The organism is Arthrobacter sp. EM1, assembly GCF_029964055.1.
GTDB lineage: Bacteria > Actinomycetota > Actinomycetes > Actinomycetales > Micrococcaceae > Arthrobacter.
The window spans coordinates 3,787,673-3,813,350 of record NZ_CP124836.1 but is presented as its reverse complement, the minus strand read 5'-3'; the positions used below and the strand labels follow the sequence as shown (position 1 = coordinate 3,813,350).

The window sequence follows — 25,678 nt, the reverse complement described above, 5'->3', positions numbered from 1 at the left end:
TTGGCCCGGAATGCCTCAGGGCTGCGGGGCGGGTTCCAGCTGGCGCCGGCTAACGAGCCAGCCGTCCAGTTCCGCGGCGCTGACCGGGAGCGAGACATAGTGTCCTTGGGCGTTGTTGCAGCCGAGCTCCTTGAGTTCGTTCTGTGTCTGCCTGGTTTCCACGCCCTCGGCGACGATCCGCAGTCCCAGGCTGTGTGCCAGGGCGATGGTGGACGCCACAAGGGCCGAGGCCCGGGGGTCCGTGCCCATCGGCTGCACGAACGACTGGTCGAGCTTCAGTTCGTCGATGGGCAGCTCGCGCAGATAAGCCAGGGAACTGTAGCCCGTGCCAAAGTCATCGACGGCAATCTGAATACCGTTGCCCCTGAGTTCGGTCAGAATTCCCCGCGCGCGGTCACGGTCGGCCATCAGGAAGTCCTCGGTTATTTCCAGGATCAAGGCACTGGCCGGGAGCTGCCGCTCATGCAGCATGGCACTGATCCGGCGGGGAAGCCCGACGTCGACCAGCGAACTCGCGGAGATGTTGACCGCAACCGTGAGCTTCGCCTGTCGAGAAGACCACTGAGCGGCTTGATCCAGCGCCTTCTGCAGCACGACCAGCGTGAGGTCATGCATCAGGCCGCATTCTTCCGCGAGGTCCAGGAAGTCAGCGGGCATCAGCAGCCCCCGGGCGGGATGGTCCCAGCGCACCAGGGCCTCGACCCCGTGGATCTCGTTCGTGGCGAGATCGATTTGGGGCTGGTAATGCAATACCAGCTGATCGAGGACCAATGCGGTGCGTAGTTCCTGGATGGTGCGCAGCCGCAACTCGCCCTGCCGGTCATCGTCCTGATGGTAAAACTGGTGCCCGCTTCGGGCCGTCTTGGCCCGGTACATGGCAAGGTCTGCCTTGCGAAGGAGTGAGTTGGCGTCGGCCCCATGGTCCGGGAAGAGCGCAACGCCGATGCTGACGCTGGTCCGCAGTTCAATCCCGGCTACCGGGAACCCCCCGGCCAGCGCATCGCGGATCTTGCGGGCCACAGCGTCGGCTTCGTCGGCGCTGCTGCCATTCAGAAGCACCGCGAACTCATCACCGCCCAGCCGGGCCAACAGGTCACCGGTGCGAAGCGACCGCGACAACCGTTCCCCGACCTGGACCAGCAGGCGGTCGCCGGCCTCGTGGCCCAGACTGTCATTGATTTCCTTGAAGCGGTCCAGGTCAAGCAACAGCAGCGCACCGCTGCGCTTGCCGGCGCCGGCACCGGCGGCGGCGGCGGCGGCGGCCAATCGTTGCACACAATCATCGTGGAACGCCCGCCGGTTAAGCAGCCCGGTCAAATCATCCGTCCGGGCCAATCTGCGCAACAGTCGGTGGCGGAATGCCATCGGCACGGCCGCGAGGACCAGGGTGGCGCTGGCTAACACCAGCGCGTAGACCGGCACGTGTTGCTCGCTCCCCAGCAGCAGAACCGCCAACGCCGCCGCTGTCGCCGCTCCGGGCAGCAAAAGCGCCTGATGGGCCGTTCGCCGGCGCCGGCGCGGTTGCCCGGCACGGGAGGCCCGGTCAACCCACACGGCTATCAGTGCGATCCCGACGGCCCAGGCCATGTCCAGAGCTGACCCCACCGAATATGCTCCCGATGCTTCCCCCAGCGCAAACACAACATCCGCTGCAGCGAAGATGAGCAAACCAACCACGAGCGGAGCCCAGTGTCCGTCCGTTTCACCCCGGGCCGCGAAAATGGCCGCAACCACGGCAATAAGCATCAGGTCAAAGAGCGGATACGCGACGGCAATCACGGTCCGGGCAGAGAGGCCAGCTTCGCCTGAGGACCCCACCACGGGTTCAAGGACTACCGCCAACACCGTGGCTGCCCCGCAGGCGGCAACAGCGCTGTCGAGGAAAACGGGCCACGCAGCTCCATGCAGCCTCTTTCCCACAACAACGATCAAAGCCAGCAGCATCAGGGCATAAAAGAGCATGTATCCAAGGTCTGCCAGCGAAGGCGAAGGCAAAACACCGGATTCGTCCTGCGCCAAGGTGTAATACGTATCCCCCGCCACAGTCGCCGTCACCGCAACCGTAGCCAGTGCGTACTCGATCCGCACTCCGGCGGACCGGTGCAGTGCCAGCCAGCACACTGCAGCCGTTGTCCACCCCGTAGCCGCCGCCAGCCAGCCATCAACTACGGCGTCGAAGCCCTCGCCATGCAGAAGCCGGCCCGCGAGATAACCGGCCAAGGCCAGTGTCATCACAACGACGGGCAGTCCGGTCCTCCGGAAAACCATGCCGGCAGCCGGCCAGTCAGCTCGTTTCAAAATTCTCCCAAAGGTCCGGGTCACCTTACCAACCCCAGCCCCATCGACCATTCGTTCGCAGGCGGCATTTTGGTAACAGCTGCCAGCCGGTACGGCTAGTTCCAGCCCAGCAGCCTCAGTATTGCTGCTGCGCCGGCTCCGGCCAGGACGACCACGAGAAAGGGTGCCCGGAGCACCAGGGCGAGGCCCGCCGCAGCCAATGCCCCCAGCCGTGCATCCAGCGCCAGCGTCTGGCCCGAGGCCACGGTATTTACAATGGCCAGGGAGGCCAGCAGCCCGATCGTTATGGTGCCGGCGATCCGGGACATCCGGGGGTCACGGAGCACGCTGGCCGGGACCAGATATCCCAGCAGTTTCCACGCGTAGGCCAGCAGACAGGAAAGCAGCAGCCACATCCACAGGCTCATGCGGTATCCCCTGCCGGGCGCACCCGTGCGTCCGGGTGGTCCGCATAAGGGTCCACGTCCGGTTCCAGTCCTTCGTCGCTGCGGCCATTACTGAACCAGCCGATTGCCGCCGCAACCACGGCGGCCACCAGGATCGGCACCCCGGCGGGCACCAATGGTACCGCCAGCACAGTGGCCAGGGCACAGACGACGGCGATCGCCACAGGTTCGCGGCCCTTGAGCCGGGGCCACAACAGGCCCAGGAACGCCGCCACGGCAGCGCCGTCGAGGCCCCACTGTTTGGGATCGCCGAGCGCCCCGCCTGCCAGGGCGCCCACGGCGGTGAACAGGTTCCAGAGAACGAAGATGCCAACGCCCGCGGTCCAGAAGCCACGCTTGCGCTCCAGCGGATCAGTTTGACCGGTGCTGGTGGCGGTCGACTCGTCGATGGTGACGTGGGCGGCCGCAAACCGCAGCCAGCCCCGCGGCGCCAGCAGTGCGTTGATCTGCATGCCGTAAATCCCGTTACGCATGCCCAACAGGGTGGCCGCCCCCATCGCGGCGACCCCGGAGCCGCCCCCGGCTACCACACCGATAAACGCGAATTGTGAGCCGCCGCTGAACAGCAGCAGGCTCAGGGCCATAGTCTGCCAAAAGTCAAGGCCTGATGTAACGGACAGCGCTCCGAAAGAGACGCCGTAGAGTCCGGTGGCGATGCTGATGGAGAGCCCCACCCGCACGGCCGGGGACTGCAGAAGCCTCACCGCCGGGCCTGTTGCTGCCGGGCCCGTTGCGCCGGTGCGGTTTTCCGCAAGCTCCAGGCCCAGGCAATCAGCGGCGCCTGCAGCGGCAACCGCAGGGTGTGCGTGCGGCGCCGGGCGGGGGTCCCGCCCGGGCCGTAGGCCTTTCGCAGGGCGTCGAGGTGTCCGGCGAGGAAAAGGGTGAACATGGCCGTCACACATCCGGCCGCGGCGCGACGTGTCACCGGGACCAGGAGCCCCACGGCGGCGGCCACTTCAAGCAGGCCGCTGAATGCGACCCATTCCTCCCGGGACAGGACCGCGAGGGGGCTGTTTGGCTTCCCGCCGCTGTCATCCCGGCACAGCGCATCGGGAACCACTGGCGCGAAGAAATCCGGATCATCAAAGTGCTTCGACGCGCTGGCCAGCAGCAGGACGCTCATCGCGACCGCGGAAAGTGTCTGGGTGTCCCGGCCGGACCAGCGAGATGGCATGGATTAACTCAATCACAGCCGCGGTCCCCCCGCTAACCGTGACTGGCTGCCTCAAAACAGGACTTTCTGCAGGGTGTCACGAGGGTCAATCGGGGTACGTTGTTGCGTATGGGCGCTGCGGTGGAAATGAAGGGCGTTGTGAAGCGGTTCGGGACCGTGCAGGCGCTGGACGGCTTGGACTTCGACGTGGCTGCCGGTGAGGTGCACGGTTTCCTCGGGCCCAACGGATCAGGCAAATCCACCACCTTGCGGCTGCTGCTGGGTCTGCTGCGCTCCAATGCCGGTTCCATCCGGGTGCTGGGACTCGACCCCTGGCGTGAGGTATCGACCTTGCACCGCCGGTTGGCCTACGTCCCCGGGGACGTAGCACTGTGGCCGAACTTGACAGGCGGGGAGATCATCGACCTGCTGGGCCGGCTTCAGGGCGGGCAGGACCGCGCACGCCGGGATCAGCTCCTGGACCTGTTCGAACTGGACCCCAGCAAGAGGGCCCGGGCGTACTCCAAGGGAAACCGCCAGAAAGTGGCCCTTGTTGCTGCCCTGGCCACCGATGCTGAACTTTTCCTGCTGGACGAGCCGACGAGCGGGCTGGACCCGCTGATGGCGGACGTATTCCGCAGCTGCGTCCGCGAACTGCGCACGCAGGGGAGAACAGTGGTGCTGAGCAGCCATATCCTCAGTGAGGCCGAGGCACTTTCGGACCGGGTCAGCATTATCCGGTCCGGGCGGCTGGTGGAGACCGGCCCGCTGGAGCAGCTGCGGCATCTCACCCGAACTTCGGTCACCGCCGACGTCGCCACGGTGCCGCCCGGACTCGAACTCCTGCCCGGTGTCCACGACGTCGTCGTAACGGACCACCGGGTCAACGCCCAAGTCGAGCCGGCCGGCCTGAACCACCTGATGCAGGCACTGACGACGGCGGGACTGAGGTCCCTCACAAGCCAGCCGCCAACGCTCGAGGACCTGTTCCTGCGCCACTATGGTGCCGGCACTGCCGGGGATTCGGCGGCGGCGTCCGGCGCCCCGCCCGGACAGCCCGGCTCCGGTGCCCCTGCCAGGCCGGGCCGACGGCGGGCCGGCGATGCCTGAGACCCTGGCCGGAACCGGCGTCCTGATCCGGCTCGGGCTGCGGCGGGACCGCTGGATGCTGCCTGCGTGGATCGTCGGTTTCGCCTTGACCGCCTACTCGACCGCGCGTGCCGGAGTCGAGCTCTACCCCGATGCCACGAGCCGCATCGAGGCCTCCACCGCCCTGAACGCGACCGCCTCCATGGTGGCCATGTTCGGGCGGATCTACGACCCCGGCTCGATCGGTGCGCTGTCGCTCATCAAATACACCGCGTTTATGGCCGCCATCCTGGCCGTCCTGATGATCGTCCTCGCCGTCCGTCACACCCGCGGGGACGAGGAGAGCGGACGCCTGGAACTGCTCGGCGGCGGGCGGCTGGGGCGAGACGCACCGCTGGCGGCGGCCCTCACGATCAGCCTGGGGGCCAACGTGCTGCTCGGGTTGCTCTCGGCAGCCGCGCTGGCCGCCGGCGGACTGCCGGCGGCCGGTTCCTTCGCCTTCGGCCTGGGCTGGGCCGCCACCGGGATGGTATTCAGCGCCGTGGCCGGCGTGGCGGCACAGCTCACCGCCAGCGCCCGGGCCGCGACCGGGATCAGTGTCAGTATCGTCGCAGTGACCTATGCTTTGCGAGCTGTCGGAGACCTCGCCGAGCCGGGACCATCGGCGCTCTCCTGGCTCTCGCCCATCGGGTGGAACCAGCAGATCCGGGCGTTCGCCGGAGACCGCTGGTGGGTGCTGGCGCTGCCTGTTGCCCTCTCTCTCGTGCTGGTTCCGGCGGCATTCGCGCTTCGGGCACGGCGGGACCTGGGAGCCGGGATCGCTGCCGGGCGTCCCGGACCTGCCGTAGGCTCGCTCTCCGGCGTCTGGGGCCTGGCCGTAAGGCTGCAGTACCGCGTACTTTTAGGCTGGGCCGTGGCGTTCGTGATTTTCGGCGTTGTCATCGGTTCCCTGGTCTCCAATGTGGCAGAGCTGCTGAGTTCACCAAACGCCCAGGACCTTATCAAGCTGCTGGGCGGCCCCCGCGCTTTGACGGAGGCCTTCCTGGCCGCGGAAATCAGCATCATGGGTCTACTGGCGGCCGCCTACGGGGTATCGGCGGCGAACCATCTGCGCAGCGAGGAAGCCGCGGGCCATACCGAAGTCCTGCTGGGCACGGCCACTACCCGGTTCCGGTGGGCGGGCAGCCACTTCACCTTTGCGTTGGCCGGCATCGTTTTGCTGCTCTTTCTGGCGGGCCTGTCGATTGGTGCCGGAGCCGCCTTCGCCGTCAACGATGCCTCCCTGCTGGGCCGCAGCACCGTTGCCGCTTTGGCCCAGGTGCCGGCCGCATGGGTTGTTACCAGCCTCGCTCTGGCGGTGTTCGGCTGGGCGCCTCGGCTGACCGGGGCGGCCTGGGGCCTCCTGCTGGCGTTCGTCGCCTTGGGAGAGTTCGGGGTGCTGTGGAACGCCCCGAACTGGCTGATGGACCTCTCCCCGTTCAGGCATTCCCCGCTGCTCCCGGTGGGATCCGGGGATGGTGCGGCGCTGGGTGTCCTGACCGTGGCAGCGGCCGTGCTTGCTGCGTTCGGGTTCGCCGGCTGGCGGCGCCGGGACCTTGCAGCGTAGCCTCCCCCTGTTCCCCTGGGCTTGAGGCGCAAAGACCAGCGGGAGCTACCCGTGCAAGCCGAGGCTCCGCGACCCGGCCGAGAGCTGCGCCAGGACCTGCCCGGGCCGGTTGGTGGTGACCTCGTGGATCCCAAGCTCCTGGCACAAGGCGACGTCGGCTTCCGAATCCACCGTCCACACCCGGAACCGCCGGCCGGAGTTGAGCCAGCGCCGGATGGTCCGGGAATGGCCCCGGACATAGTCGATGCCCGGGCCGGCCAGCCCGGTCTCGCAGTCATCCAGGATCCGTTCGGCTTCCGTTTGCGCGGCCTTCATCACATTGGCAAGCGCTCCGCCGGTGAGCGCCCCGAGGCCCAGCTCCTCGCGGAGCTCCTCGACGTCGACGTCGTCCACAAGCTGGCACACGGCGGCGGACGGGACGGTTCCCAGCAGGTGCTTCACGGAGTCCGGGCTGAAGCTCATAAAAGACACCACGATGTTCCCGAGCCGGGACGTCGCCGGATCCCAGCCTTCGGCCGTGAGGATTTCCAGGACACGGTCTTCGAGCTTGAGCTGAAAGGGACTCGGGTGTTTGAGTTCAATTGCCAGCCCGATCTCCCGGCCTGCTGTCCGCAGGAGGGCCAGCAACTCCGGGAGCGTCAGCAGCTGGGCTGATCTACTGCCGTATTCTTCCGGGATCCTGGCGCCCTTCCAGGAGGAAAAGTCCAGCGCCCGGAGCTCCTCGAGGGTCCTGTCCGCCACGGCTCCGGTGCCATCCGAGGTGCGGTCCAGGGTTGAGTCGTGCAGCAGTACAGCGTGCTGGTCCCTGGTGAGGTGGATATCGCACTCCACACCGTCGGCGCCGTCGGCAATTGCCTGCAGGTAGGCCGCCCGGGTGTGCTCAGCGAACGCCGCACTGGAACCACGGTGGGCGTAGACCAGCGGACGGGTTGCGGTGGACTCGGCAGTCGTCATGCTGACACGTTAGCGGACGGCCACCGCCCAAGCCGGGCTAGGCTGGGCACATGCAGGTGAAATCTAAGCCAACTACCCGCGCGGAGGGCCCCGCCGGCGCCAACGCGCCCGCAGTCGGCCGCCCCAGCCGCCGCCAATCCATGGCAGGGAGCGACGCCGCGAAAGAATCCGCGCTCCGGCGGATGAAGCTGCTGGCGCTCTCACTGTTGGTTTTGATGGCCATCATCTTTGTGGTCGCCTTCGCCCTGCAGAAGCAGTACCCCTGGCTCGAATACGTCCGGGCTGCGGCCGAGGGCGGTATGGTGGGCGCCCTCGCCGACTGGTTCGCGGTGACGGCCCTGTTCAAGTACCCGATGGGCTTGAAAATCCCGCACACCGCCATCATTCCGCAGCGCAAGGACCAGATTGGCGCCTCGCTGGGTGAATTCGTGGAAACCAACTTCCTTTCCGAGCAGGTGGTCCAGGAGAAACTGGCCTCGGTGGACATCGCCCGCAAAGCCGGAGCTTGGCTCTCCGGGCCCGGCGGCGCGGAGCGGGTGGCCAAGGAAGGTGCCGCCGTCATCCGCGGGGCCTTTACCGTGCTCAACGACGACGACGTCCAGGCCGTGATCGAGGGCATGGTCCGCCGGCATCTGCTCGCTCCGCCGTGGGGTCCCCCGGTGGGCCGGGTCGCCGAGCGGATCTTCGACGACGGCCATCACCACGCCTTGGTGGACGTGCTCGTGGACCGAACCGTGGACTGGGTGCGGGACAACCAGGAGACGGTCAACCGGGTGGTGACTGACCGGTCCCCGACGTGGGTGCCGTCGTTCGTCGACGGACTCGTAGGCGACAAGGTCTACGTCGAGATCCTCAAATTCACCCGCGCTGTGCAGACCGACCCGCAGCACCAGGTCCGCCGGTCGATCGACACGTACCTCAAGGATCTGGCACAGGACCTGCAGCACGATCCGGTTATGATTGCCCGGGCCGAAGGCATCAAGGCCCAAGTCCTGGGAGATCCGGAAATTCGGGAACTCGCCTCCCGAACCTGGGGCACCATCAAGGCCGCGCTGCTCTCCGCCGTCGACGATCCGCACAGCGAACTGACCGTCAGGTTCAAAGCCGCCGTGCATGACTTCGGCACCCGGCTCGTTGTCGACGGCGAACTGGCCGGCAAGGTGAACAGGTGGATCGGGGACGCCGCCGGGTATCTCGTCAAGACGTACCGCTCGGACATCGCAGGTGTGATCACCGATACCGTATCCCGCTGGGATGCCGAGGAAACCTCGCAAAAGATCGAGCTTCAGATCGGCAAGGACCTGCAGTTCATCCGAATTAACGGCACCGTGGTGGGCGCCCTTGCCGGCCTCGCGATTTTTGCTGTGGCCCACCTGGTCTTCGGCTAAGCGAAGCTTTCCAGCTCCACGCCTGCGCTTTCGAGGGCCGCGCGGATCGCGGCGGCGGTTTCGACCGACCCGGGCGTGTCACCGTGGATGCACAGCGAGTGCGGTTCGATCCTGAGCACCGTCCCGTCCACAGCTTCGACCTCGCCTTCGACGGCAAGGCGCACGGCCCGTTCCTGGATCCGGCCGAGGTCCTCCAGCAGTGCACCATCCTGCGAGCGCGGCAGCAGGGTGCCGTCGGGCAGGTAGGCGCGGTCGGCGAAGGCCTCGGTAAAGACCGGGTGGCCGGCTTCTTGGGCGATCCCGAGCAGGGCGGAGCCCGGGAAGCCCAGCACGGCAAGCCCCGGATCGTAGGCCTGGATGGCCGCGACGACTGCCGAAGCCTGCTCGGCGTCGCGCACTGTCCGGTCGTAGAGTGCCCCGTGCAGCTTGATGTAGTCCACCGAGGCGCCGACGGCGTGCGCCACCCCGTCCAAGGCGCCGAGCTGGTACAGCACGGCGCCGAAGAGATCATCGAACGTCATGTCCAGGGCCCGGAGCCCGAATCCGGCCATGTCCGGGTAGCCCAGGTGAGCGCCCACCCGCACGTCGGACTCGTAGGCCGCCCGGCAGGTGTCCAGCATGGTCACGGGGTCCCCGGCGTGCAGCCCGCAGGCCACGCTGGCGCTCGTCAGAAGCGGAAACATCGCGGCGTCGTCGCCCATGGTCCACGTCCCGAAGGACTCCCCCAAGTCAGCGTTCAAATCCAAAACGTGCCGCCTTTCTGCGCTGAATCGTCCTTGCTGTCCTTTGTGTCAGCCGGGGCTGCTGCCGGGCCGTCCAGCTCCGCGGTCGCTCCCAGTTCGCCGGGGATCACGAGGGGCAGCGGTCCGAACGCTTCCTTGGCATTGGCCACCACGGCCCGTCCCATCATCCGGTTGCCGACCCCGCCCACGACGGCCCCGACGCCGAACGGCAGGGCCCGGCCCAGCAAGGCACCGCCTTGGCGCCTGAGCAGGCTCCGGAGGAAAGCCCGCTGGATCCGTTCACGAACCTGGCCGAAGCCAACAAGCGGTGCCCGGCGTGCGAACAGTGTGCCCCACGCCTGGGTGGGCCCGCCGCCCTGCCCGGTGGCTTGGCCGCTCAGGGAACTCAACAGCGCGGTGCCTTCCTCGCCGAGCATTACGGCCATGACCAGTGTGCTGGCCTTTTCCGGATCCACCATCCGCACGCCGTGAAGTTCGGCGAGCGAGGTGGCAAAAAGTGCTGTGGCCTCCAGGAAACCGGCGGTCGCGGCGGCCGAGAGGCCCAGTGCGGCCACAGTCCCGACGCCGGGAATCACGGCCGCCCCGCCCACAAGCGCGCCGCCGCCGGTGACGGCAATGAGGTAGTCCCGTTCCAGGGTTGCGGCCAGCTGGGCCGCCGTGGCCCGCGGGTGCTTTCGCTGGAGCCGGCGAAGGTTCGCCAGGATCAAGGGGCGCTGGATTTCAACGGCCCGCAGGAGCACGTTGTGCACACCTGCCCGGGGTTTGCCCTCGGCGTCGAACATCGCGTTGTGTGCTGACTGCTGGGCAATTTTCATTGCCGGGTTGCCTCGCTTGGCCATCATCGCCTCTCATCGGAACCGTCACTGCTGTGGATTCAAGCCTTAACACTAGGCCACAGCGGCGCCGCCGGTAGAGGCGGACGATGGCCCGGGCGGGCAGTTGAGGGCGGATCGGCGGCGCCTGTCCGCCCTCAACTGCCGTGAAGAACTGCCCGGTTTAGCGCGGTGTCCGGATGAGCTTCTTATTGACGAACTCATTCATGCCGAACCGTGCCAGCTCGCGCCCGACGCCCGAACGCTTCACACCACCGAAGGGCAGATCCGCCTGGGTTTCGGCCACGGAATTGATAAAGACCATGCCGGTGTCCAGCCGATCGGCCACCGCCTTGGCCTTCTCGGCGTCGGCACTGAAGACCGCACCGCCGAGCCCGTACGGGGACCCGTTGGCCAGTTCAATGGCCTCCTCAACGCTGGCGACCTTGTAGACGACGGCCGCCGGGCCGAAGAGTTCTTCGGAGAACGCCCGCATCCCGGGGGTCACATCCGTCAGCACCGTGGGCTCCACGAAGGCGCCGGGGCCATCGATGTGGTGTCCGCCGGTCCGCAGGGTAGCGCCCTTGTCCACGGCGTCCTGGATCTGCTCGATGAGGCCGTCCGCGGCGCTCTGTGAGGAGAGCGGCCCGAAGCGGGTGTCGGCGAGCAAGGGATCACCGTGCTTGACCGCGGACATCCGCGCAGTGAACTTCTCCACAAAAGCCTCGTACAGGTCCTCAAGGATGATAAAACGCTTCGAAGCCGTGCAGGCCTGGCCGGCGTTCCCGATCCGTCCGCTGACCGCTGCCTTTACCGTGGCGTCCAGGTCGTCTGAGTCGAGGACGATAAACGGATCACTGCCACCGAGTTCGAGCACATACTTCTTCAGGTTGCGGCCGGCCACCTCGGCGACTGCCGAGCCGGCCCGCTCGCTTCCGGTCAGGGAGACACCCTGGACCCGGTCATCGGCGACGACTTCGGCAACCTGTTCGTTGCTCAGGAAAACGTTGAGGTAGACACCCTCCGGGAGCCCGGCATCCTTGAAAATCTGTTCAATGGCAAGGGCGGACTGGGGGCAGCTGCCGGCATGCTTGAGCAGGATGGTGTTGCCGAGGACCAGGTTGGGGGCGGCGAACCGGGCCACTTGGTAGTACGGGTAGTTCCACGGCATGATGCCCAGGAGCGGCCCGACCGGTGCTGAGCGGACGATTGCTTCGCCGCCGCCTTTAACATCAAGCAGTTCGTCTTCGAGGAAGGCCGGGCCCTCTTCGGCGTAGTACGAGTAGATGTCGGCCACCAGGCCCACTTCGCCCCGGGACTGGGCCAAGGGCTTGCCCATCTCCGTGGCGATCAGACGGGCCAGTTCGTCCTGTCGTTCCCGGTACAGTTCGGCCACGCGGGCAATGACCGCGGCGCGGTCCGCTACGGGCGCAGCCTGCCAGGCCTGGAAGGCCTGCTTCGACGCCGCGAGGGCATTCTCCACCTCATCCGCGGTAGCAAGCGGAAATTCCTTCAGCGTCTCTCCGGTCGCGGGGTTCACTGTCTTGTAAGCAGTCATTAATCCACCATCTCCGATTCTGGGTAGTCCGGCTCAATCGGGCCTGTGGCCGCCGCAGCAGAACTGCGTAGCGGCTTTCCGGCCCCGTGCGTCGGAACGGGGTGTCCTGGTTGGATTGCCCGTCCCGTTAGGCGACAACCCGGACACCGGCCCGCCTATTCCATCGGATTTTCCCGCCTGGAAACCGCCGCCCTCACGCGAAGTCGCAGCCTAAACTGGGACCATGCGCTCACCGAGGGCCCTGCGGCCCTTCGCACACCGGGAATACCGTGTGCTGATTACAGCACTGGCCATCTCCATTTTCGGCTCCGGAATGTGGGCCGTGGCGATGGTCTACGAGGTGATCGAGCTCGGCGGGGGGCCGTTGGAGCTCTCCCTCGTTGCGGCCGCCGGCAGCGCCGGACTCGTCGCGTTTTTGCTGATGGGCGGCATCGCCGCGGACCGGTTCCCGCAGCGGCTGCTCATCATCGCGGTGGAGGGGGCCAACCTGGCCGTCATCGCCACCATCAGCGGACTGGCCATGCTGGGCTGGCTGGAACTCTGGCATCTGGCGCTCGGCGGGTTTGTGCTCGGCGCCGGCGCAGCATTCTTCTTCCCCGCCTACTCCGCCATCCTCCCCCGGATCCTGCCGCCGGAGGACCTGCTCGCGGCTAACGGTTTGGAAGGGACCATGCGGCCGCTCCTGCAGCAGGCCACCGGCCCGGCCGTCGCGGGCATCCTGGTCGCAGCCCTCTCCCCCGCGCATGCAGTGACCGGGGTGGCGGTGTGCCACCTGCTGGCCCTCGCCGTCCTCAGCCTGCTCCGCCGCCAGCCCCGTCCGGATATGGACGGCGCTGGCGGCGGGGCAGGTTCCGGGACCGGCGAACGCGCCCCAACGTCCCTGCTGCAGGACCTCCGCGAAGGAGTCAGCTACACGGTCCGCACACCCTGGCTAATGTGGACCCTGCTGTGGGCCTGCATCTCCGTACTTTTCCTGATCGGCCCCATCGAGGTGCTCCTGCCGTTTGTGGTCCGCGACCAGCTCGGCGGCGACTCGCGCCAGTTCGGATTCCTGCTCGCGGTGATGGGCGTCGGCGGCGCCGCCGCGTCGCTGGCAACTGCTTCGTTCCCGCTGCCGCGCCGCTACCTGAGCGCGATGATGGTGAGCTGGGGCGCCGGGAGCCTGCCACTTGCCGCCGTCGGCATCATCGACAGCTTTTGGGCGCTGGCTGCCGCGCTCTTCGTCTTCGGTGCCACCGGCGGGATGGGCATGGTCATTTGGGGCACCCTGCTGCAGCGCCGGGTTCCCCCGCACCTGCTGGGCCGCGTCTCAAGCCTGGACTTCTTCGTCTCGCTGGCCCTGATGCCGGTCTCCATGGCCCTCGCCGGCCCGGCCGCCGAGGTGCTGCCGGTCGGGCTCATCTTCCTGGTGGCCGGGACCGTGTGTCCGGTTGTGGCGGTCATCGCACTGGCCGTCGCGAAGATGCCGGCCGACGAGATCGCCAACCCGCTCGACGACGGCCCGGAGCGCCTGGCTGGCGACGGGCACCCCGGCAGCAGCGGCGCCGCCGAACGGCAGCAGCAGGCCTAGCCGGCTGCGCGCACCATCGGCAGGGACGCCGTCGGCAGTCCGCTCGGGAAGATCGTGGGCTCCGGGACCGCCACCGGGGCCAGCGGCACCCGGACCGGATCACCGTCGACCGTAAACAGCTCGCCGCGGACGTCGATCTCGAGCGGTGGGCCCCCGCGCACCGTCAGGCTGATGGCACCCTGCTCCAGTTCAAGCTGCAGCAGCCGGCCCTGGATCTTCAGGTGGAACGAGAGCCCTTCCCAGCCAGCGGGCAGCCGCGGGTCGAAGTAGGGCACCGCACCCTGGTCCCGGAGGCCGGCGAAGCCGCTGACCAGCGAGCTCCACACGCCGCCGGTGGACGCGATGTGCACGCCGTCGATCGTGTTGCCGTGTGTGTCGTCCAGGTCGATGAACAACGCGTGCGTGAAGTGGTCCAGCGCGGCGTCGCCGTAGCCGACCTCGGCCGCCATAATGCCCTGCACACAGGCGGACAGGGTGGAGTCGCCGGTGGTGATCGGGTCGTAGAAATCGAAGGCGCGGCGCTTTTCCTCGGCCGTGAAGTCCTGCCACTGCAGGAACATGGCCAGCACGGTATCGGCCTGCTTCAGCACCTGGTGGCGGTAGATCACCAGCGGGTGGAAGTGCAGCAGCAGCGGGTACTTGGAACGCGGTGTCGTCCAGTCCCACGGCTCCAGGGTCATAAAGTCGTTGTCCTGAGCGTGGACCTGGAGGTCCTCGTCATAGGGCAGCTGCATCCGGTTGGCGGCCTGCTCCCACACCTGGCGTTCGGCATCGTCAATCCCGGGGTGATCCAGCGCCGCCGCCGCCCGCAGGTTAAAGCGCGCCATCACGTTGGTATAGACGTTGTCGTTGACAACGGCGGTGTACTCATCCGGGCCGGTGACGCCGTGAATATGGAACTGCCCGTCCTTGCCAAAGAAACCCAGGGACACCCACATCCGGGCGGTCTCGATCAGCAGCTCGGCGCCGAGGGTTTCCTGGAACTCCTGGTCGCCGCTGGCCCAGATGTAGCGGTTGGTCGCGAAGGCGATCGCGGCGGCGATGTGGAACTGGGCCGTGCCGGCGGCGTAGTAGGCGCTGGCCTCCAGCCCGTTAATGGTGCGCCAAGGGAACAGGGCGCCGTCCACGCTGAGTTCCTTGGCCCGGATCTTGGCTTCGGGCAGCATCTCATGGCGGAACTGCAGGACCTGGCGGGCGTTGCCGGGGCTGGTGTACGTCAGGTAGGGCATCAGGTACACCTCCTGGTCCCAGAAGTAGTGCCCGTCATAGCCGGAACCGGACACACCCTTCGCCGGGATGCCGGCGACGTCGGCGCAGGCGGTGGCCTGGGCCAACTGGAAGAGGTTCCAGCGGACGGCCTGCTGCAGCTCGGTCTGGCCGGCGAGGATGATGTCGCTGGTGGTCCAGTAGTTTCGGTAATGCTCCGCGCTTTCGGCGAAAATCTCCGACAGCGGCCTCAGACCCGCTTCCGCGTCGTCGGCAAGGTCTTCGGAGGCTTGCCCGACGGCGTAGCTGACACTCTTTTCCAGCACAAACGGCTCGTCGGCGCTTACGGCCAGAACGTAGCGGACACTGCTGTCGTCCTCATGCACCTGGGTGTCGAAAGGCTGCACGCCGGCGTTGGTCCAGTGGTCGACAGCCAGGCCAATGCGCTGTTTGGATTCGGCGGTCTCCCAGGACAGCCGCAGCGAGCCGTCGCCGCCGTCGAGCCGCACCGGCAGCAGCACCCGCCCGGCGTGCCGGCCGGCACGCCGGGGGTCGTGGGCCGAGTGATCATCCACCGGCTGGTCCTGGCGGTTTATCACCGAGGAGGTCACGTCCGCGGAGATATCCCGGTCCGCGCCGAGTTCCAGCGAGATGCCAAGCGCACCGCGGGACTGGTAGCCGACAGCGCGTAGTTCGATGGTGGTCACGGTGGCGCCCGAGCGGCACTGCCACACGATCCGGCATTCGTACACGCCGGTGGCGAAGTCGACACTGCGGCGGTAGTCGAGCACTGTGGATTCGTCCAGGCTCAAGGTTTCGCCGTCGATGATCACGGTGAAGTTGTTGGCGTCGGGGATGTAGAGGATCCGCTGGCCGGTGCGGGCGAAGCCGTAGGCGTTCTCCGCGTGCTTGATGTCCCAGGTCTCGTGGAAGCCGTTGACGAAGCTGCCCGGCAGCTCGGCGTCGGCGGCGGCCCAGTGGGCGCCGCGGATACCGAGGTGGCCGTTGCCGAGGCTGAAGAGGGTCTCCAGCGTGCCGGCGTTGCCGGGGAGGTGCACAGTCTCGACCAGCTGCCAGGGGTCATTGGGGAACCGCGCGCGGTCAGAGGTGATAAGGGCCATGGTTTATCCTTCAGGCGGTAAAAAGGCTGCTGATGAGAGGTTTTTTGTGCGGTCTTGCAGGGCCTTGCAGCGTCCTGGTCGGGACGGAAGGGTGACGGGCTAGAGCAGCTCGTCGAGGTCGTTGACGACGAGCGTGGCTCCGGCGGCCAGCAGGGTCTGCCGGCCTGCCCCGCGGTCCACGCCGATCACCGAATGGAAGTTCCCGGCCCGGCCGGATTGGACGCCGGACACGGCATCCTCGACCACAACGCACTCGTCGCTGGGCAGGCCCAGCAACCGGGCGGCATATTCGTAGGTCGCCGGGCTGGGCTTGCCGGGCAGGCCCTCGGCCACGGCGACGACCCCGTCGACCACTACCGGGAAGTAATCCGAAAGTCCGGCGGCCTTGAGCACCGCCGGGGCGTTGCGGGAGGAGGAGACGACGGCGAGCTTCAGCCCGCGGGCCAGTGCCGCGTCGACGAACCGCACGGAGCCTGCGTAGGGCCGAACCCCGCCGGCGGCGACGATGTCGTTAAAGACCTGGTTTTTGCGGTTACCCAGGCCGTGGACGGTGTTGTGCTCCGGCTCGTCCTCCAGCGGGCCTTCCGGCAGGACGATGTCGCGGGAGGCGAGGAAGTCCCGGACGCCATCGAAACGGGGTTTGCCGTCGATGTGGTCGAAATAGTCGCTTGCGCGGTAGGCGGCGGCCCCGGGAACGGACTGGAGGTAGCCGTCAAAAAGTTCGCGCCAGGCGCGCTCGTGCACAATCGCGGTTGGGGTCAGGACGCCGTCGAGGTCAAAGAGGATGGCAGACGCCCCGGCCCAGCTCGACGGGGTGCTGTTGGAAAGCTCAGTCATGGTTCGGTTGTCCTTTCAGACGGCATTTTTCAGACGGTGGACCGGCAGGCCGGGGCCGGCGTTTTAAGGGGGCGGGCCGGAACGGGGCCCCGGCGCTGTAGATCGCGGGGCTTCCCGGTCGCAACCGGGCGCCGTTCAACGCCGGCGGGTGCGCTGGCCCGCCGTCAGTTTGGTCTCCAGCAGCTGGCGTGACGGGGTTTTGGAACTCCAGGGCGGTGGAGCCCTTCAATTGCTGCACGGCCGTGGGGCGCCGGGATCGGATACCTCCCGAAGGGCGCCCGGCGGTTTTCGAAGCTGCGGGAGTCGGTGCAGATGGAAAATCCGGAGAGTGCGCCGACGTCCTCGACGGTGACGCGGCGCCTTAGCCTGCAACACAGGGCTCAGCCCTTTCTTCCCCCTGAAGTCAGTTGACGGCCAGAAATACGGCCCACGTTGAGTGTAAGCGCTTACAAAATTGGCGCGCAATTGGATAAAAGGACCTTTGGCACTATCGCCACCCCACGCGGGGTTCCGCCGCGGGCGGAGTCAGCTTCCCGGGTTCAGCACATAGTGGCGGAGGAACGCGCTGACGTCCACCAGTTCCGCGGCCGAAATGGCGTGGCCCGTTCCCGGGTAGGTCCTCGCCGTGAGCTGTGTGTGCTCGTGGAGCCACTCCTCGGTGTGCTCCGCGGCGGCGGCGTTTATCACCAGGTCATCCCGGTCCCGGCCCCAGAAGAAGGGCGGCCGGGACTCGAACGATTCGCTCATCGCCAGGAGTTCGTTGTCCAGCACAAATCCTGACAGCCCGACGGCGGCGCGGAACTCCGCCGGCCGCAACCGGAGCAGCGTCGTGGCCATGGCCATGCCCTGCGAGTAGCCGAGCAGGCTGACGCTGGTGTGTTGGGACCTGACTGATTCGATCCAGCTGAACACGGCATTGGCGGCAGCGATGACGTCAGCGAAGTCATGGGTCAGGAAGTAGTCCAGCAGGAACCAGCCGTACCCGTCGCCGATCTCCTTGGGGCCACGGAGCGCCGCGCAACTGAACCCGGACGGCAGGCTGCCAAAGAGTTTCACCATCCGGGATTCATCCCGGCCGTAGCCGTGCATCATGACCAGCAACGGGGTCCCGTCGCGTTCGTGTTCCGGTTTGGACCAGAGGACGCGCTCCATCGCAACAGCCTAGCTTTCGGTGATCACCAAGGCGGTGCTGTGACCGCCGAATCCGAAGGCGTTGGCGATGCCCGCCCTGGCTCCCTGGCCTGCCACCGTTTTCCGCAGAAGGTTCAGGTCGATCCCGTCGTCGGGTTGGTCAAGGTTGCCGGACCCCGGAAAGTCCCCGGTTTTCAGCGCCTGGATCAGGACGACGGCGCCGAGGGCGCCTGCGCCGCCAAGGAGGTGCCCGGTGAGGGATTTTGTGGAGGTAACGGGCACCTGGTTTCCAAGTACGGCCCTGATCGCGTCGGCTTCCAGGCGATCGCCGACCGGGGTGGAGGTCGCGTGGGCATGGACCAGCCCGATGTCTCCGGCACCAAGGCCGGCGGCGGCGATGGCCTTTTCCATCACCCGCCGCTGCATGACCGGATCGGCGGCGACGATGTCGACGGCGTCGGATGTCACAGCAGTTCCGGCCACGACACCGAGCACTTCCGCTCCCCGGGCGCGGGCGTGGTCTTCGCGTTCCAGGACCAGGATCGCGGCGCCCTCCGCCAGTACGAATCCGTCCCGGTCCCGGTCGAACGGCCGCGAAGCGGACTCCGGGTCTCCGTTGCGGGTGGACAGGGCCCGAATTTGGGCGAAGCCGCTGATGATGAGGCCGTTGATGCAGGAATCCACGCCGCCGGCAATCACAACATCCGCTGTCCCGGCACGGATCATGTCTGCCGCCTGGGAGATGGCTTCCGCCCCGGAGGCACAGGCGCTCACCGGGGTGCGCGCCCCGCCTTTGGCGCCGACATCCATGGACACCCAGGCCGCGGGCGCGTTGGTCATGATCCGGGTCAGCGTGTGCGGGGAGACGCGCCGCGGCCCGCGGGCATCAAGGGCCCGGGCCTGCTCCAGGGTTGTGTCCAGGCCGCCATAGCCGGATCCGATCACCACGGCCAGGCGTTCCGGGTCGGCTGCGGGACGGCCTGCCTGCGCCCACGCTTCCCGGGCCGCAATCAGCGCGAGGTGCCCGCACCGGTCCATCCTCTTATATTCCGGGGTGGAGAGCAGCGCGGGAACATCAACGTCCGCCCGGCCCGCCATCCGGACCGGAAGCTCCTGCGCCCAGTCATCCTCAAGTGCCGCGATTCCTGAGCGCCCGGCCAGCAACGCGGCCCGGGTCTCGGCCGCCGTCGCACCGACGGGAGTCACTGCTCCCAGTCCGGTGACGACGACTCTGGGGAAAGCTGTAAGCATGGGCACCGGATTTCTGTGAGGCACGTTGCGTAACCCGCCGGGGTGCGGGGCTGGTGCGGCAGTGCGGTAAACGGCGGCACGTATCTGGCCGGCCGCAGCGGACGCTTCAAGACTACGTGCGAAAACTGGCCGGAGTGGCGTCAATGAGATCGTTGAAACAACACGCACCGGGCTGTAGCCTGACGCTGGACAGCATGCTTAGCAATACTTAACCGTCCGACCGGACACAAGGAGCAAGTCATGAGAATCGGTTCCGCCATTTTCCTCATCGCCCTCGGCGCCATCCTCGCCTGGGCCATCACCCCCGGCCTGATCCCCAATGTGGACCAGACCATGATCGGCTACATCCTGATGGCGGTCGGTGTCATCGGGCTGATCGCTTCCCTGGTCCTGGCCTCACCAGGGCGCAGCCGCACCCGCCGGGTCAGCGAGACACGCTCCGTTGTGGACCCCAATACCGGCGAGACCATCACCCGGAACGAAAGCCGCGACGCCGGCATCTAGTCCGAGCGCGCCGCCGCGCACCGCATAAGCCACCCGACGCCGGGCCGAACCCTTTACCGGGCCCGGCCCGGCGTCGGCCGTTGTATGGCCCTTCCCGCCCTTCCAGCACGCGCACCGTCCCGTGCGTGAACACCGGCCGAACCCGTCTCCACCCCTACCCGCTACCTCTACCCCTACCCCTACCCCTGCGCATGCCCCGCGCCCGGGCCCGGCGGCGGACATGCCCTGCGCCCGGCCCCACGGATGGACATAGTCCAGATATGCCCACTCCTCGATCCGAAAACTGGGCATGCCCATCGGCCGCGTACGGGACATTTCTGTGTTCATGTTGTTTTTCATTGACAAAGCCACATATTCACAGATAAAGTCAATCAACTCCACTTCATTGTGATGGTAATCACGGAAGTGCGGGGGAGGTCCGCAGTACTGACGCAAGGGAGAGCCAGTGTTCGCCGAGGAACGCCAACAGCTGATCGTGGGGCTCATTGTTGCCAGCGGCCGTGCCAGCGTCACGGACCTCGCCGAGCGTTTCAGCATCACCACCGAAACCGTCCGCCGGGACCTGGCCGCCCTCGAATCCGCCGGCAGTGTGCGCCGGGTACACGGCGGCGCCGTCTCCCCGGACCGCTTCAGCACCAGCGAAGAAAGCATCCTGGTCCGCGCCGACCAGCGGCAACCGGAAAAGACCCGGATCGCCGAAGCGGCCCTCGCACTGATCCCGGAAAACCGAACCGGCAGCATCCTGATCGACGCCGGCTCCACCACCGAGACCCTCGCCGACCGCCTGGCCGCGCGGACTGCAGCGACGTCAGCCGCTGCAGCACCCGGCGCGGAACTCGTGGTCATCACCCACTCGCTGCCCGTCGCGGCAAAGCTCTCCGGTGAGGCCGGCATCGCCTTGCACCTGCTTGGCGGCAGGGTCCGCGGAATCACCCAGGCCGCCGTCGGCCAGTCCACGGTGGAAGCCGCCCGCAGGATCCGCCCGGATATCGCTTTCATCGGCACCAACGGCATCCACGCAGCCTTCGGGCTGAGCACCCCCGATCCTGAAGAAGCCGCTGTCAAAGCCGCCTTCGTCCATTCAGCCCGCCGCATAGTGGTGCTCGCTGATTCCTCCAAGCTGGATGCCGAAACCCTGGTCCAGTTCGCCTCGTTGAAAGATCTGGACACTTTGATCACTGACACGAAACCCGGCCAGGACCTGGCCGACGCCCTCGCGGATGCCGGAGTGGAGGTAGTGGTCGCATGATTGTCACCCTGACCGCCAACCCAAGCCTGGACCGCACCGTGGCACTGCCGGGACCCCTGGTCCGCGGCGAAGTCCAGCGCGCCGTCTCCGTCCGGCAGGAATCCGGCGGCAAGGGCGTAAACGTCTCCCGCGCCCTGGTCGCCTCCGGGCTGAAGACCGTCGCAGTGCTCCCGGGCGCCGAGGCGGACCCCGTCCTCGCCGGTCTCCGCGAAGTCGACGTCCCATTCGCCGCCCTCCCCATCGGAGAGCCGCTGCGCAGCAACGTGGCGCTCACCGAACCCGGCGGCGTGACCACCAAGATCAACGAACCCGGACCGGCGCTGAGTGCGGACCAGCAGGAAGCCCTGATCGGGCTGCTCCTGGACCACTCCCGGGGAGCCAGCTGGGTTGTCCTGGCAGGATCGCTCCCACCCGGGGTCCCGGCCAACTTCTACGCCACCGTCACCCGGCGGCTGCGCAGCATGGATCACGGCAAAGAGGCTCCCCTTGTCGCCGTGGACTCCTCCGGCGAACCGCTCGCCGCCGCGATCTGCGGCGATGCGCTGGGGAAACCGGATCTCATCAAACCCAATGCCGAGGAACTGGTGGAACTGGCTGCCGCAGCCGGGTTCGCCACGCACAAGTCCGCCGAGGAACTCGAAGCGGATCCGGGGGCGGCCGCGGCGGCCGCTTCCGCCGTCGTGCGATCCGGAGTCGGTGCCGTGCTGGCAACACTCGGCTCCAAGGGTGCGGTGCTCGTCACGGCCGACGGCGCGTGGCTGGCCACGCATCCGCCGGTCACCGCGGTGAGCACGGTAGGCGCCGGCGATTCGTCACTGGCCGGTTACCTGCTCGCTTCCAGCCAGGGCGCCGCCCCGGCCGATTGTCTCCGCCAGGCTGTGGCACACGGTGCCGCCGCCGCTTCGCTGCCGGGCTCCACAGTCCCGGCAGTCCACCAAACCACCCCCAACGCCGTAACCATCACGGCCCTGACGAAGGATTGACAGTGACTGCGCTCATTACTACCGAACTGGTCGAGCTCGACCAGAACCTGGGCGACTCGCCCGAAGCCGTGATCCGGCACCTGGCAGGCAAAGTCGCCGCCAACGGTCGCGCCACCGAGGTGGAAGGCCTCTTCGCCGACGCCTTCGCCCGGGAACAGAAGACCGCCACCGGGGTTCCGGGCGGCATCGCCATCCCGCATTGCCGTTCGACGGCGGTGACCGAACCCACCCTGGTGATGGCTCGGCTCTCCCAGTCCGTCGACTTCGGCGCCAAGGACGGCCCCGCGGACCTCATCTTCTTCATTGCGGCCCCCGATGGTGCGGACCAGGAACACCTCAAGCTGCTCTCCAAGCTGGCCCGCTCCCTGATCAAAAAGGACTTCACCCAGGCCCTGCGCGACGCCGGTTCGGCGGCCGAGGTCGTCGGGCTCGTCGAAGGCGCCCTTGCCGATAAGCCTGCCGCCCACTCCGCACCGGCACCGGCCGTAAGCGGCGCCCCGACCGGGACCGGAGCTTCCCGCCCCAAGCGCCTTGTCGCTGTCACTGCCTGCCCCACCGGCATCGCCCACACCTACATGGCCGCCGATTCGCTTGTGGCCGCGGCCAAGGAAATCGGCGTGGACCTGCAGGTGGAGACCCAAGGATCTTCAGGGGCAAAGCCGCTGGATCCGGCAGTGATCGCCGCAGCCGACGCCGTCATCTTCGCCGTCGACGTGGATGTCCGAGGCAAGGAGCGCTTCGCCGGCCTGCCGGTTATCAACGCCCCCGTCAAACGCGGCATCGACGAGCCGGAAAAGATGGTCCATGAGGCCCTCGCGGCCGCAGAGAACCCCAACGCCCGCCGGGTCCCGCACTTCGGCGCGGAGGAACAGGCACAGAACGAGGCCGAGGAAAAAGGTGAGCACATTGGGCAGAAGCTGAAGAAAGCGCTGCTGACCGGCGTCAGCTACATGATCCCGTTTGTGGCCGGCGGCGGCCTGCTGATCGCGCTTGGCTTCCTAATGGGCGGGTACCTCATCACCCAGTATGCCGATGCCATCGTTGTGGACAACAGCATCTTCAACCTGCCCACGGAATTCCCGGACAACGCATGGGGCCCGCTTGGCGCCTACCTCGGCGCCGTCCTGTTCAAGATCGGCGCCCTCTCACTGGGCTTCCTGGTACCGGCCCTGGCCGGCTACATCGCTTACGCCATCGCTGACCGGCCCGGTATCGCCCCGGGCTTCGTTGCCGGTGCAGTCGCCGGATTTATGGGTGCCGGCTTCCTTGGCGGCATCGTCGGCGGCCTGCTCGCAGGCTACATCGCCCATGTGATCGGCCAAATCCAGGTCGCCCGCTGGCTGCGCGGCCTGATGCCTGTTGTGATTATCCCGCTGGTTGCGTCCCTCGTGGCATCGGGGCTAATGTTCCTGGTCCTGGGCGGCCCGATAGCCGGCATCACCGCCGGCCTTAATGACTGGCTTTCCGGCCTGACCGGTGCCAGCGCTGTTGTCCTCGGCATCATCCTCGGTCTGATGATGTGCTTCGACCTGGGCGGACCGGTAAACAAGGTTGCTTACTCCTTCGCCGTCGCCGGTCTCGGTGCCGCCACGATCACCAACCAGGCCCCGTGGCAGATCATGGCAGCCGTGATGGCCTCGGGCATGGTTCCGCCGCTGGCAATGGCACTCGCCACCGTCCTGGACAAGCAGCGCTTCAGCCTGGCTGAGCGCGAAAACGGCAAGGCCGCGTGGTTGCTGGGCGCCTCCTTCATCTCCGAAGGCGCCATCCCCTTCGCCGCCGCCGACCCGCTGCGCGTGATCCCGGCGAGCATGCTCGGCGGTGCCGTCACCGGCGCCATCTCCATGGCCGCCGGCGTCGGATCCAAGGCCCCGCACGGCGGACTCTTTGTCTTCTTCGCGATCGACAACTTCCTGATGTTTGTTGTGGCAATCATCGTCGGCACCATTATTACGGCGCTGTCCGTCCTGGCACTCAAGCGCTGGGCCGTCAGGAAGACCGTTGATACGGTAGAACTGGTCCCCGCAACCGTCTGATTGAAGCGGCCGGGAAGATTTTCCACGCTGACATCCCCATGCTGAATCCAAGGAGCAGAAATGACCGAACGTAACGCCACCATTGCCAGCCGTGTAGGGCTGCACGCCCGCCCGGCCGCCATCTTTGCGGAGGCAGCCGGCGAGTTCGATCTCGAGATCACCATCGCCCGGCTGGGTGAGCCTGTCGACGAGGCCATGGATGCTGCCAGCATCCTGTCCCTGATGAGCCTTGGCGCATCCCACGGCGACGTGGTAGTCCTGCGCGCCGAAGGCGACGGCGCCGACGCCGCCCTCGAACGGCTGGTCCAGATCCTGGAAACGGACCACGACGCCGAATAGCAGCACCGCCCGCCGACTGTAACGCGACAGCCCGGCCGCACCCACCGAGGGTGTGGCCGGGCTCCTGCGTTAAGGGTCGGCAACCGGCAGCCCCGCAGGTTCCTGGGCCGTCCCGCTCAGGTCCGCTACATACCCTTAGCCAAGGCTTGTCAGGTGCCTGCCGCACCGATAGTTTGGAATCCGCGGCAGCGGAACACCGCCGCCGGCGGAGGTCCCGGTCCGCCGCCGGCCAGATTCGGGAGGCGGTGGGTGATGCCGCCGGCACCGACAACCAGCCAGGGAGGCAGGCCATGCCGAAGACGAAGACTGAGCCCTCCGCGCTCGGGAACGCCTGATCCAGATGGCCACGGGCCGGACGCCCGGCCGCTCAGGCCTCTTTCCGCGCGGACGGCGCGGCCGCTTTTGTCCCGGCGGCCTTGGTCCCGGCCTTCGGCGCGGCCCTGGCTGCAGTCTTCGGTACAGTCTTGGCTGCAGTCTTGGGCGCTGTCTTGGGTGCGGCGCGGGAAGTCCGGGTGGGAGCAGCCTTCGCGGCCGTCGACTTCGAAGCGGGCGCCGCGGCCCCGGGCCCGGCGGAGTCGTCCGACGTGGCCGCCCGTCCCCCGCGTTTCTTCTCCAGGCTCCGCTTGAGCGCCTCCATCAGGTCGATCACCTCGCCGGAGCCGGAGCCGGCGGCCGGGACGCCAAAGGTTTCCTCGGTGTCCAGGGACTCCCCCTTCTCCAGCTTCGCCTCGATGAGCAGGCGCAGCTGCGCCTGATAGTCGTCGGTGAACTGCCCGGGTTCGAAGTCCGCCGCCATCGAATCGACCAGCGCGGCGGACATTTCACGTTCCTGGGCGGAGATGCGGATAGTGGTTTCGAGCGAGGAAAAGCTGGCCTCCCGCACCTCATCGGCCCAGAGCAGCGCCTGCAGCACCAGCACGTCCCCGCGGATCCGCAGCGCCCCCAGCCGGGTCTTGTCGCGCAGCGCAAACTGGACGATGGCCACCCGGTCGGTGTCTTCAAGCGCACGGCGCAGCAGGACGTAGGCCTTGGGCGATTTGGAGTCCGGCTCCAGGTAATAACTCTTTTCGAACATCATCGGGTCCAGCTGCTCCGCCGGCACAAACTGCACCACGTCGATCTCGTGGCTGTTTTCCGCCGGAATGGACTTGAGCTCCTCGCGGCTGAGGACCACGGTCTGTCCGTCGTCCTCGTAAGCCTTGTCGATGTCCTCGTAGTCCACGATCTTGCTGCAGATTTCGCAGCGTCGCTGGTAGCGGATCCGCCCGCCGTCGGCGTTGTGGACCTGGTGCAGGCTGATGTCGTGGTCTTCGGTGGCGCTGTAAACCTTGACCGGCACGTTGACCAGCCCAAATGCTATCGCGCCTTTCCAGATGGCTCTCATGGATCAAGTGAACCGCACAG

22 protein-coding genes are annotated in these 25,678 nt (G+C 67.2%); 9 read left to right on the top strand and 13 right to left on the bottom strand.

Annotated features, from left to right (window positions below; all coding sequences use genetic code 11):
- Positions 1-15 precede the first annotated feature (15 nt).
- The 4 genes from QI450_RS17680 to QI450_RS17665 form a co-directional block, all read right to left on the bottom strand.
- Complete coding sequence (locus QI450_RS17680) at positions 16-2,298, bottom strand: EAL domain-containing protein (RefSeq protein WP_282468059.1); 2,283 nt, start codon at positions 2,296-2,298, stop codon at positions 16-18.
- A 95-nt stretch (positions 2,299-2,393) separates the two neighbouring features.
- Complete coding sequence (locus QI450_RS17675) at positions 2,394-2,705, bottom strand: AzlD domain-containing protein (protein WP_226774682.1); 312 nt, start codon at positions 2,703-2,705, stop codon at positions 2,394-2,396.
- A complete protein-coding gene (locus QI450_RS17670; protein ID WP_226774683.1) occupies positions 2,702-3,448 on the bottom strand; it encodes an AzlC family ABC transporter permease in 747 nt (248 codons plus the stop codon). The genes QI450_RS17675 and QI450_RS17670 overlap by 4 nt, the downstream gene beginning before the upstream one ends.
- Positions 3,445-3,918: a hypothetical protein gene (locus tag QI450_RS17665; RefSeq protein WP_226774684.1), complete on the bottom strand. Its 474-nt coding sequence runs from the start codon at positions 3,916-3,918 to the stop codon at positions 3,445-3,447. Before QI450_RS17665 ends, QI450_RS17670 begins: the two co-directional genes overlap by 4 nt.
- A 108-nt stretch (positions 3,919-4,026) precedes the next feature.
- On the opposite strand from QI450_RS17665, the gene QI450_RS17660 reads away from it, so the two are divergent.
- Both QI450_RS17660 and QI450_RS17655 read left to right on the top strand, forming a co-directional pair.
- Entirely contained in the window at positions 4,027-5,007 is a 981-nt protein-coding gene (locus tag QI450_RS17660) for an ABC transporter ATP-binding protein (protein WP_226774685.1), read from the top strand.
- Positions 5,000-6,592: an ABC transporter permease gene (locus QI450_RS17655; protein ID WP_282468058.1), complete on the top strand. Its 1,593-nt coding sequence runs from the start codon at positions 5,000-5,002 to the stop codon at positions 6,590-6,592. Before QI450_RS17660 ends, QI450_RS17655 begins: the two co-directional genes overlap by 8 nt.
- Positions 6,593-6,637: 45 nt before the next feature.
- Here QI450_RS17655 and QI450_RS17650 read toward each other — a convergent pair whose 3' ends face one another.
- Positions 6,638-7,546 (bottom strand): glycerophosphodiester phosphodiesterase family protein, encoded by a 909-nt coding sequence (locus tag QI450_RS17650; protein WP_226774686.1) that lies wholly within the window; start codon positions 7,544-7,546, stop codon positions 6,638-6,640.
- A gap of 50 nt (positions 7,547-7,596) precedes the next feature.
- Between QI450_RS17650 and QI450_RS17645 the strand changes: the two genes are divergently transcribed.
- Positions 7,597-8,934 carry a DUF445 domain-containing protein gene (locus QI450_RS17645; protein ID WP_226774687.1) on the top strand — a complete coding sequence of 446 codons (1,338 nt, stop codon included), beginning with the start codon at positions 7,597-7,599 and terminating at the stop codon, positions 8,932-8,934.
- On the opposite strand, the gene QI450_RS17640 is transcribed toward QI450_RS17645, so the two are convergent.
- The 3 genes from QI450_RS17640 to QI450_RS17630 form a co-directional block, all read right to left on the bottom strand.
- Positions 8,931-9,680, bottom strand: coding sequence for a 5-oxoprolinase subunit PxpA (locus tag QI450_RS17640; RefSeq protein WP_226774688.1), 750 nt, complete (start codon positions 9,678-9,680; stop codon positions 8,931-8,933). The two genes, QI450_RS17645 and QI450_RS17640, sit on opposite strands and share 4 nt — an antisense overlap.
- A complete protein-coding gene (locus tag QI450_RS17635) occupies positions 9,671-10,516 on the bottom strand; it encodes a hypothetical protein (RefSeq protein WP_226774700.1) in 846 nt (281 codons plus the stop codon). Before QI450_RS17635 ends, QI450_RS17640 begins: the two co-directional genes overlap by 10 nt.
- Positions 10,517-10,673: 157 nt before the next feature.
- On the bottom strand, positions 10,674-12,047 hold the full coding sequence (locus QI450_RS17630) for an NAD-dependent succinate-semialdehyde dehydrogenase (RefSeq protein ID WP_226774689.1): 1,374 nt from the start codon (positions 12,045-12,047) through the stop codon (positions 10,674-10,676).
- A gap of 223 nt (positions 12,048-12,270) precedes the next feature.
- Here QI450_RS17630 and QI450_RS17625 point away from each other — a divergent pair, with 223 nt between their 5' ends.
- A complete protein-coding gene (locus QI450_RS17625; protein ID WP_226774690.1) occupies positions 12,271-13,617 on the top strand; it encodes an MFS transporter in 1,347 nt (448 codons plus the stop codon).
- On the opposite strand, the gene QI450_RS17620 is transcribed toward QI450_RS17625, so the two are convergent.
- From QI450_RS17620 to QI450_RS17605, 4 genes are all read right to left on the bottom strand, one after another.
- On the bottom strand, positions 13,614-15,944 hold the full coding sequence (locus QI450_RS17620) for a glycosyl hydrolase family 65 protein (protein ID WP_282468057.1): 2,331 nt from the start codon (positions 15,942-15,944) through the stop codon (positions 13,614-13,616). The genes QI450_RS17625 and QI450_RS17620 overlap by 4 nt on opposite strands.
- Positions 15,945-16,043: 99 nt before the next feature.
- A complete protein-coding gene (locus QI450_RS17615) occupies positions 16,044-16,781 on the bottom strand; it encodes an HAD-IA family hydrolase (RefSeq protein WP_226774692.1) in 738 nt (245 codons plus the stop codon).
- A gap of 525 nt (positions 16,782-17,306) precedes the next feature.
- Positions 17,307-17,933, bottom strand: coding sequence for a dienelactone hydrolase family protein (locus QI450_RS17610; protein ID WP_226774693.1), 627 nt, complete (start codon positions 17,931-17,933; stop codon positions 17,307-17,309).
- Positions 17,934-17,942: 9 nt separating this feature from the next.
- The gene (locus QI450_RS17605) at positions 17,943-19,163 is read right to left on the bottom strand and encodes a beta-ketoacyl-[acyl-carrier-protein] synthase family protein (protein WP_226774694.1); all 1,221 of its coding nucleotides are present in this window, start codon (positions 19,161-19,163) and stop codon (positions 17,943-17,945) included.
- A gap of 240 nt (positions 19,164-19,403) precedes the next feature.
- On the opposite strand from QI450_RS17605, the gene QI450_RS17600 reads away from it, so the two are divergent.
- From QI450_RS17600 to QI450_RS17580, 5 genes are all read left to right on the top strand, one after another.
- Positions 19,404-19,667: a DUF6458 family protein gene (locus QI450_RS17600; RefSeq protein ID WP_226774695.1), complete on the top strand. Its 264-nt coding sequence runs from the start codon at positions 19,404-19,406 to the stop codon at positions 19,665-19,667.
- Between the two features lie 445 nt (positions 19,668-20,112).
- Complete coding sequence (locus QI450_RS17595) at positions 20,113-20,916, top strand: DeoR/GlpR family DNA-binding transcription regulator (protein WP_226773896.1); 804 nt, start codon at positions 20,113-20,115, stop codon at positions 20,914-20,916.
- Positions 20,913-21,899 carry a hexose kinase gene (locus tag QI450_RS17590; protein WP_226773895.1) on the top strand — a complete coding sequence of 329 codons (987 nt, stop codon included), beginning with the start codon at positions 20,913-20,915 and terminating at the stop codon, positions 21,897-21,899. The genes QI450_RS17595 and QI450_RS17590 overlap by 4 nt, the downstream gene beginning before the upstream one ends.
- Before the next feature lie 2 nt (positions 21,900-21,901).
- Positions 21,902-23,935, top strand: a complete 2,034-nt coding sequence (locus tag QI450_RS17585; RefSeq protein WP_226773894.1) for a fructose-specific PTS transporter subunit EIIC — start codon at positions 21,902-21,904, stop codon at positions 23,933-23,935.
- 60 nt (positions 23,936-23,995) lie between these two features.
- Complete coding sequence (locus QI450_RS17580; RefSeq protein ID WP_226773893.1) at positions 23,996-24,274, top strand: HPr family phosphocarrier protein; 279 nt, start codon at positions 23,996-23,998, stop codon at positions 24,272-24,274.
- 367 nt (positions 24,275-24,641) lie between these two features.
- Here the strand turns inward: QI450_RS17580 and QI450_RS17575 are convergent, their stop codons facing one another.
- Positions 24,642-25,658, bottom strand: a complete 1,017-nt coding sequence (locus QI450_RS17575; RefSeq protein WP_226773892.1) for a Ku protein — start codon at positions 25,656-25,658, stop codon at positions 24,642-24,644.
- Between the last annotated feature and the right edge of the window lie 20 nt (positions 25,659-25,678).

What these genes read in the sequence shown, in the direction of transcription:
- QI450_RS17600 (WP_226774695.1), top strand. Translation starts at nt 19,404, where the DNA reads ATGAGAATCGGTTCCGCCATTTTCCTCATCGCCCTCGGCGCCATCCTC.
- QI450_RS17605 (WP_226774694.1), bottom strand. Translation starts at nt 19,163, where the DNA reads ATGCTTACAGCTTTCCCCAGAGTCGTCGTCACCGGACTGGGAGCAGTG.
- QI450_RS17620 (WP_282468057.1), bottom strand. Translation starts at nt 15,944, where the DNA reads ATGGCCCTTATCACCTCTGACCGCGCGCGGTTCCCCAATGACCCCTGG.
- QI450_RS17650 (WP_226774686.1), bottom strand. Translation starts at nt 7,546, where the DNA reads ATGACGACTGCCGAGTCCACCGCAACCCGTCCGCTGGTCTACGCCCAC.
- QI450_RS17660 (WP_226774685.1), top strand. Translation starts at nt 4,027, where the DNA reads ATGGGCGCTGCGGTGGAAATGAAGGGCGTTGTGAAGCGGTTCGGGACC.
- QI450_RS17610 (WP_226774693.1), bottom strand. Translation starts at nt 17,933, where the DNA reads ATGGAGCGCGTCCTCTGGTCCAAACCGGAACACGAACGCGACGGGACC.
- QI450_RS17575 (WP_226773892.1), bottom strand. Translation starts at nt 25,658, where the DNA reads ATGAGAGCCATCTGGAAAGGCGCGATAGCATTTGGGCTGGTCAACGTG.
- QI450_RS17645 (WP_226774687.1), top strand. Translation starts at nt 7,597, where the DNA reads ATGCAGGTGAAATCTAAGCCAACTACCCGCGCGGAGGGCCCCGCCGGC.
- QI450_RS17580 (WP_226773893.1), top strand. Translation starts at nt 23,996, where the DNA reads ATGACCGAACGTAACGCCACCATTGCCAGCCGTGTAGGGCTGCACGCC.
- QI450_RS17635 (WP_226774700.1), bottom strand. Translation starts at nt 10,516, where the DNA reads ATGGCCAAGCGAGGCAACCCGGCAATGAAAATTGCCCAGCAGTCAGCA.
- QI450_RS17630 (WP_226774689.1), bottom strand. Translation starts at nt 12,047, where the DNA reads ATGACTGCTTACAAGACAGTGAACCCCGCGACCGGAGAGACGCTGAAG.
- QI450_RS17590 (WP_226773895.1), top strand. Translation starts at nt 20,913, where the DNA reads ATGATTGTCACCCTGACCGCCAACCCAAGCCTGGACCGCACCGTGGCA.
- QI450_RS17625 (WP_226774690.1), top strand. Translation starts at nt 12,271, where the DNA reads ATGCGCTCACCGAGGGCCCTGCGGCCCTTCGCACACCGGGAATACCGT.
- QI450_RS17615 (WP_226774692.1), bottom strand. Translation starts at nt 16,781, where the DNA reads ATGACTGAGCTTTCCAACAGCACCCCGTCGAGCTGGGCCGGGGCGTCT.
- QI450_RS17675 (WP_226774682.1), bottom strand. Translation starts at nt 2,705, where the DNA reads ATGAGCCTGTGGATGTGGCTGCTGCTTTCCTGTCTGCTGGCCTACGCG.
- QI450_RS17655 (WP_282468058.1), top strand. Translation starts at nt 5,000, where the DNA reads ATGCCTGAGACCCTGGCCGGAACCGGCGTCCTGATCCGGCTCGGGCTG.
- QI450_RS17665 (WP_226774684.1), bottom strand. Translation starts at nt 3,918, where the DNA reads ATGCCATCTCGCTGGTCCGGCCGGGACACCCAGACACTTTCCGCGGTC.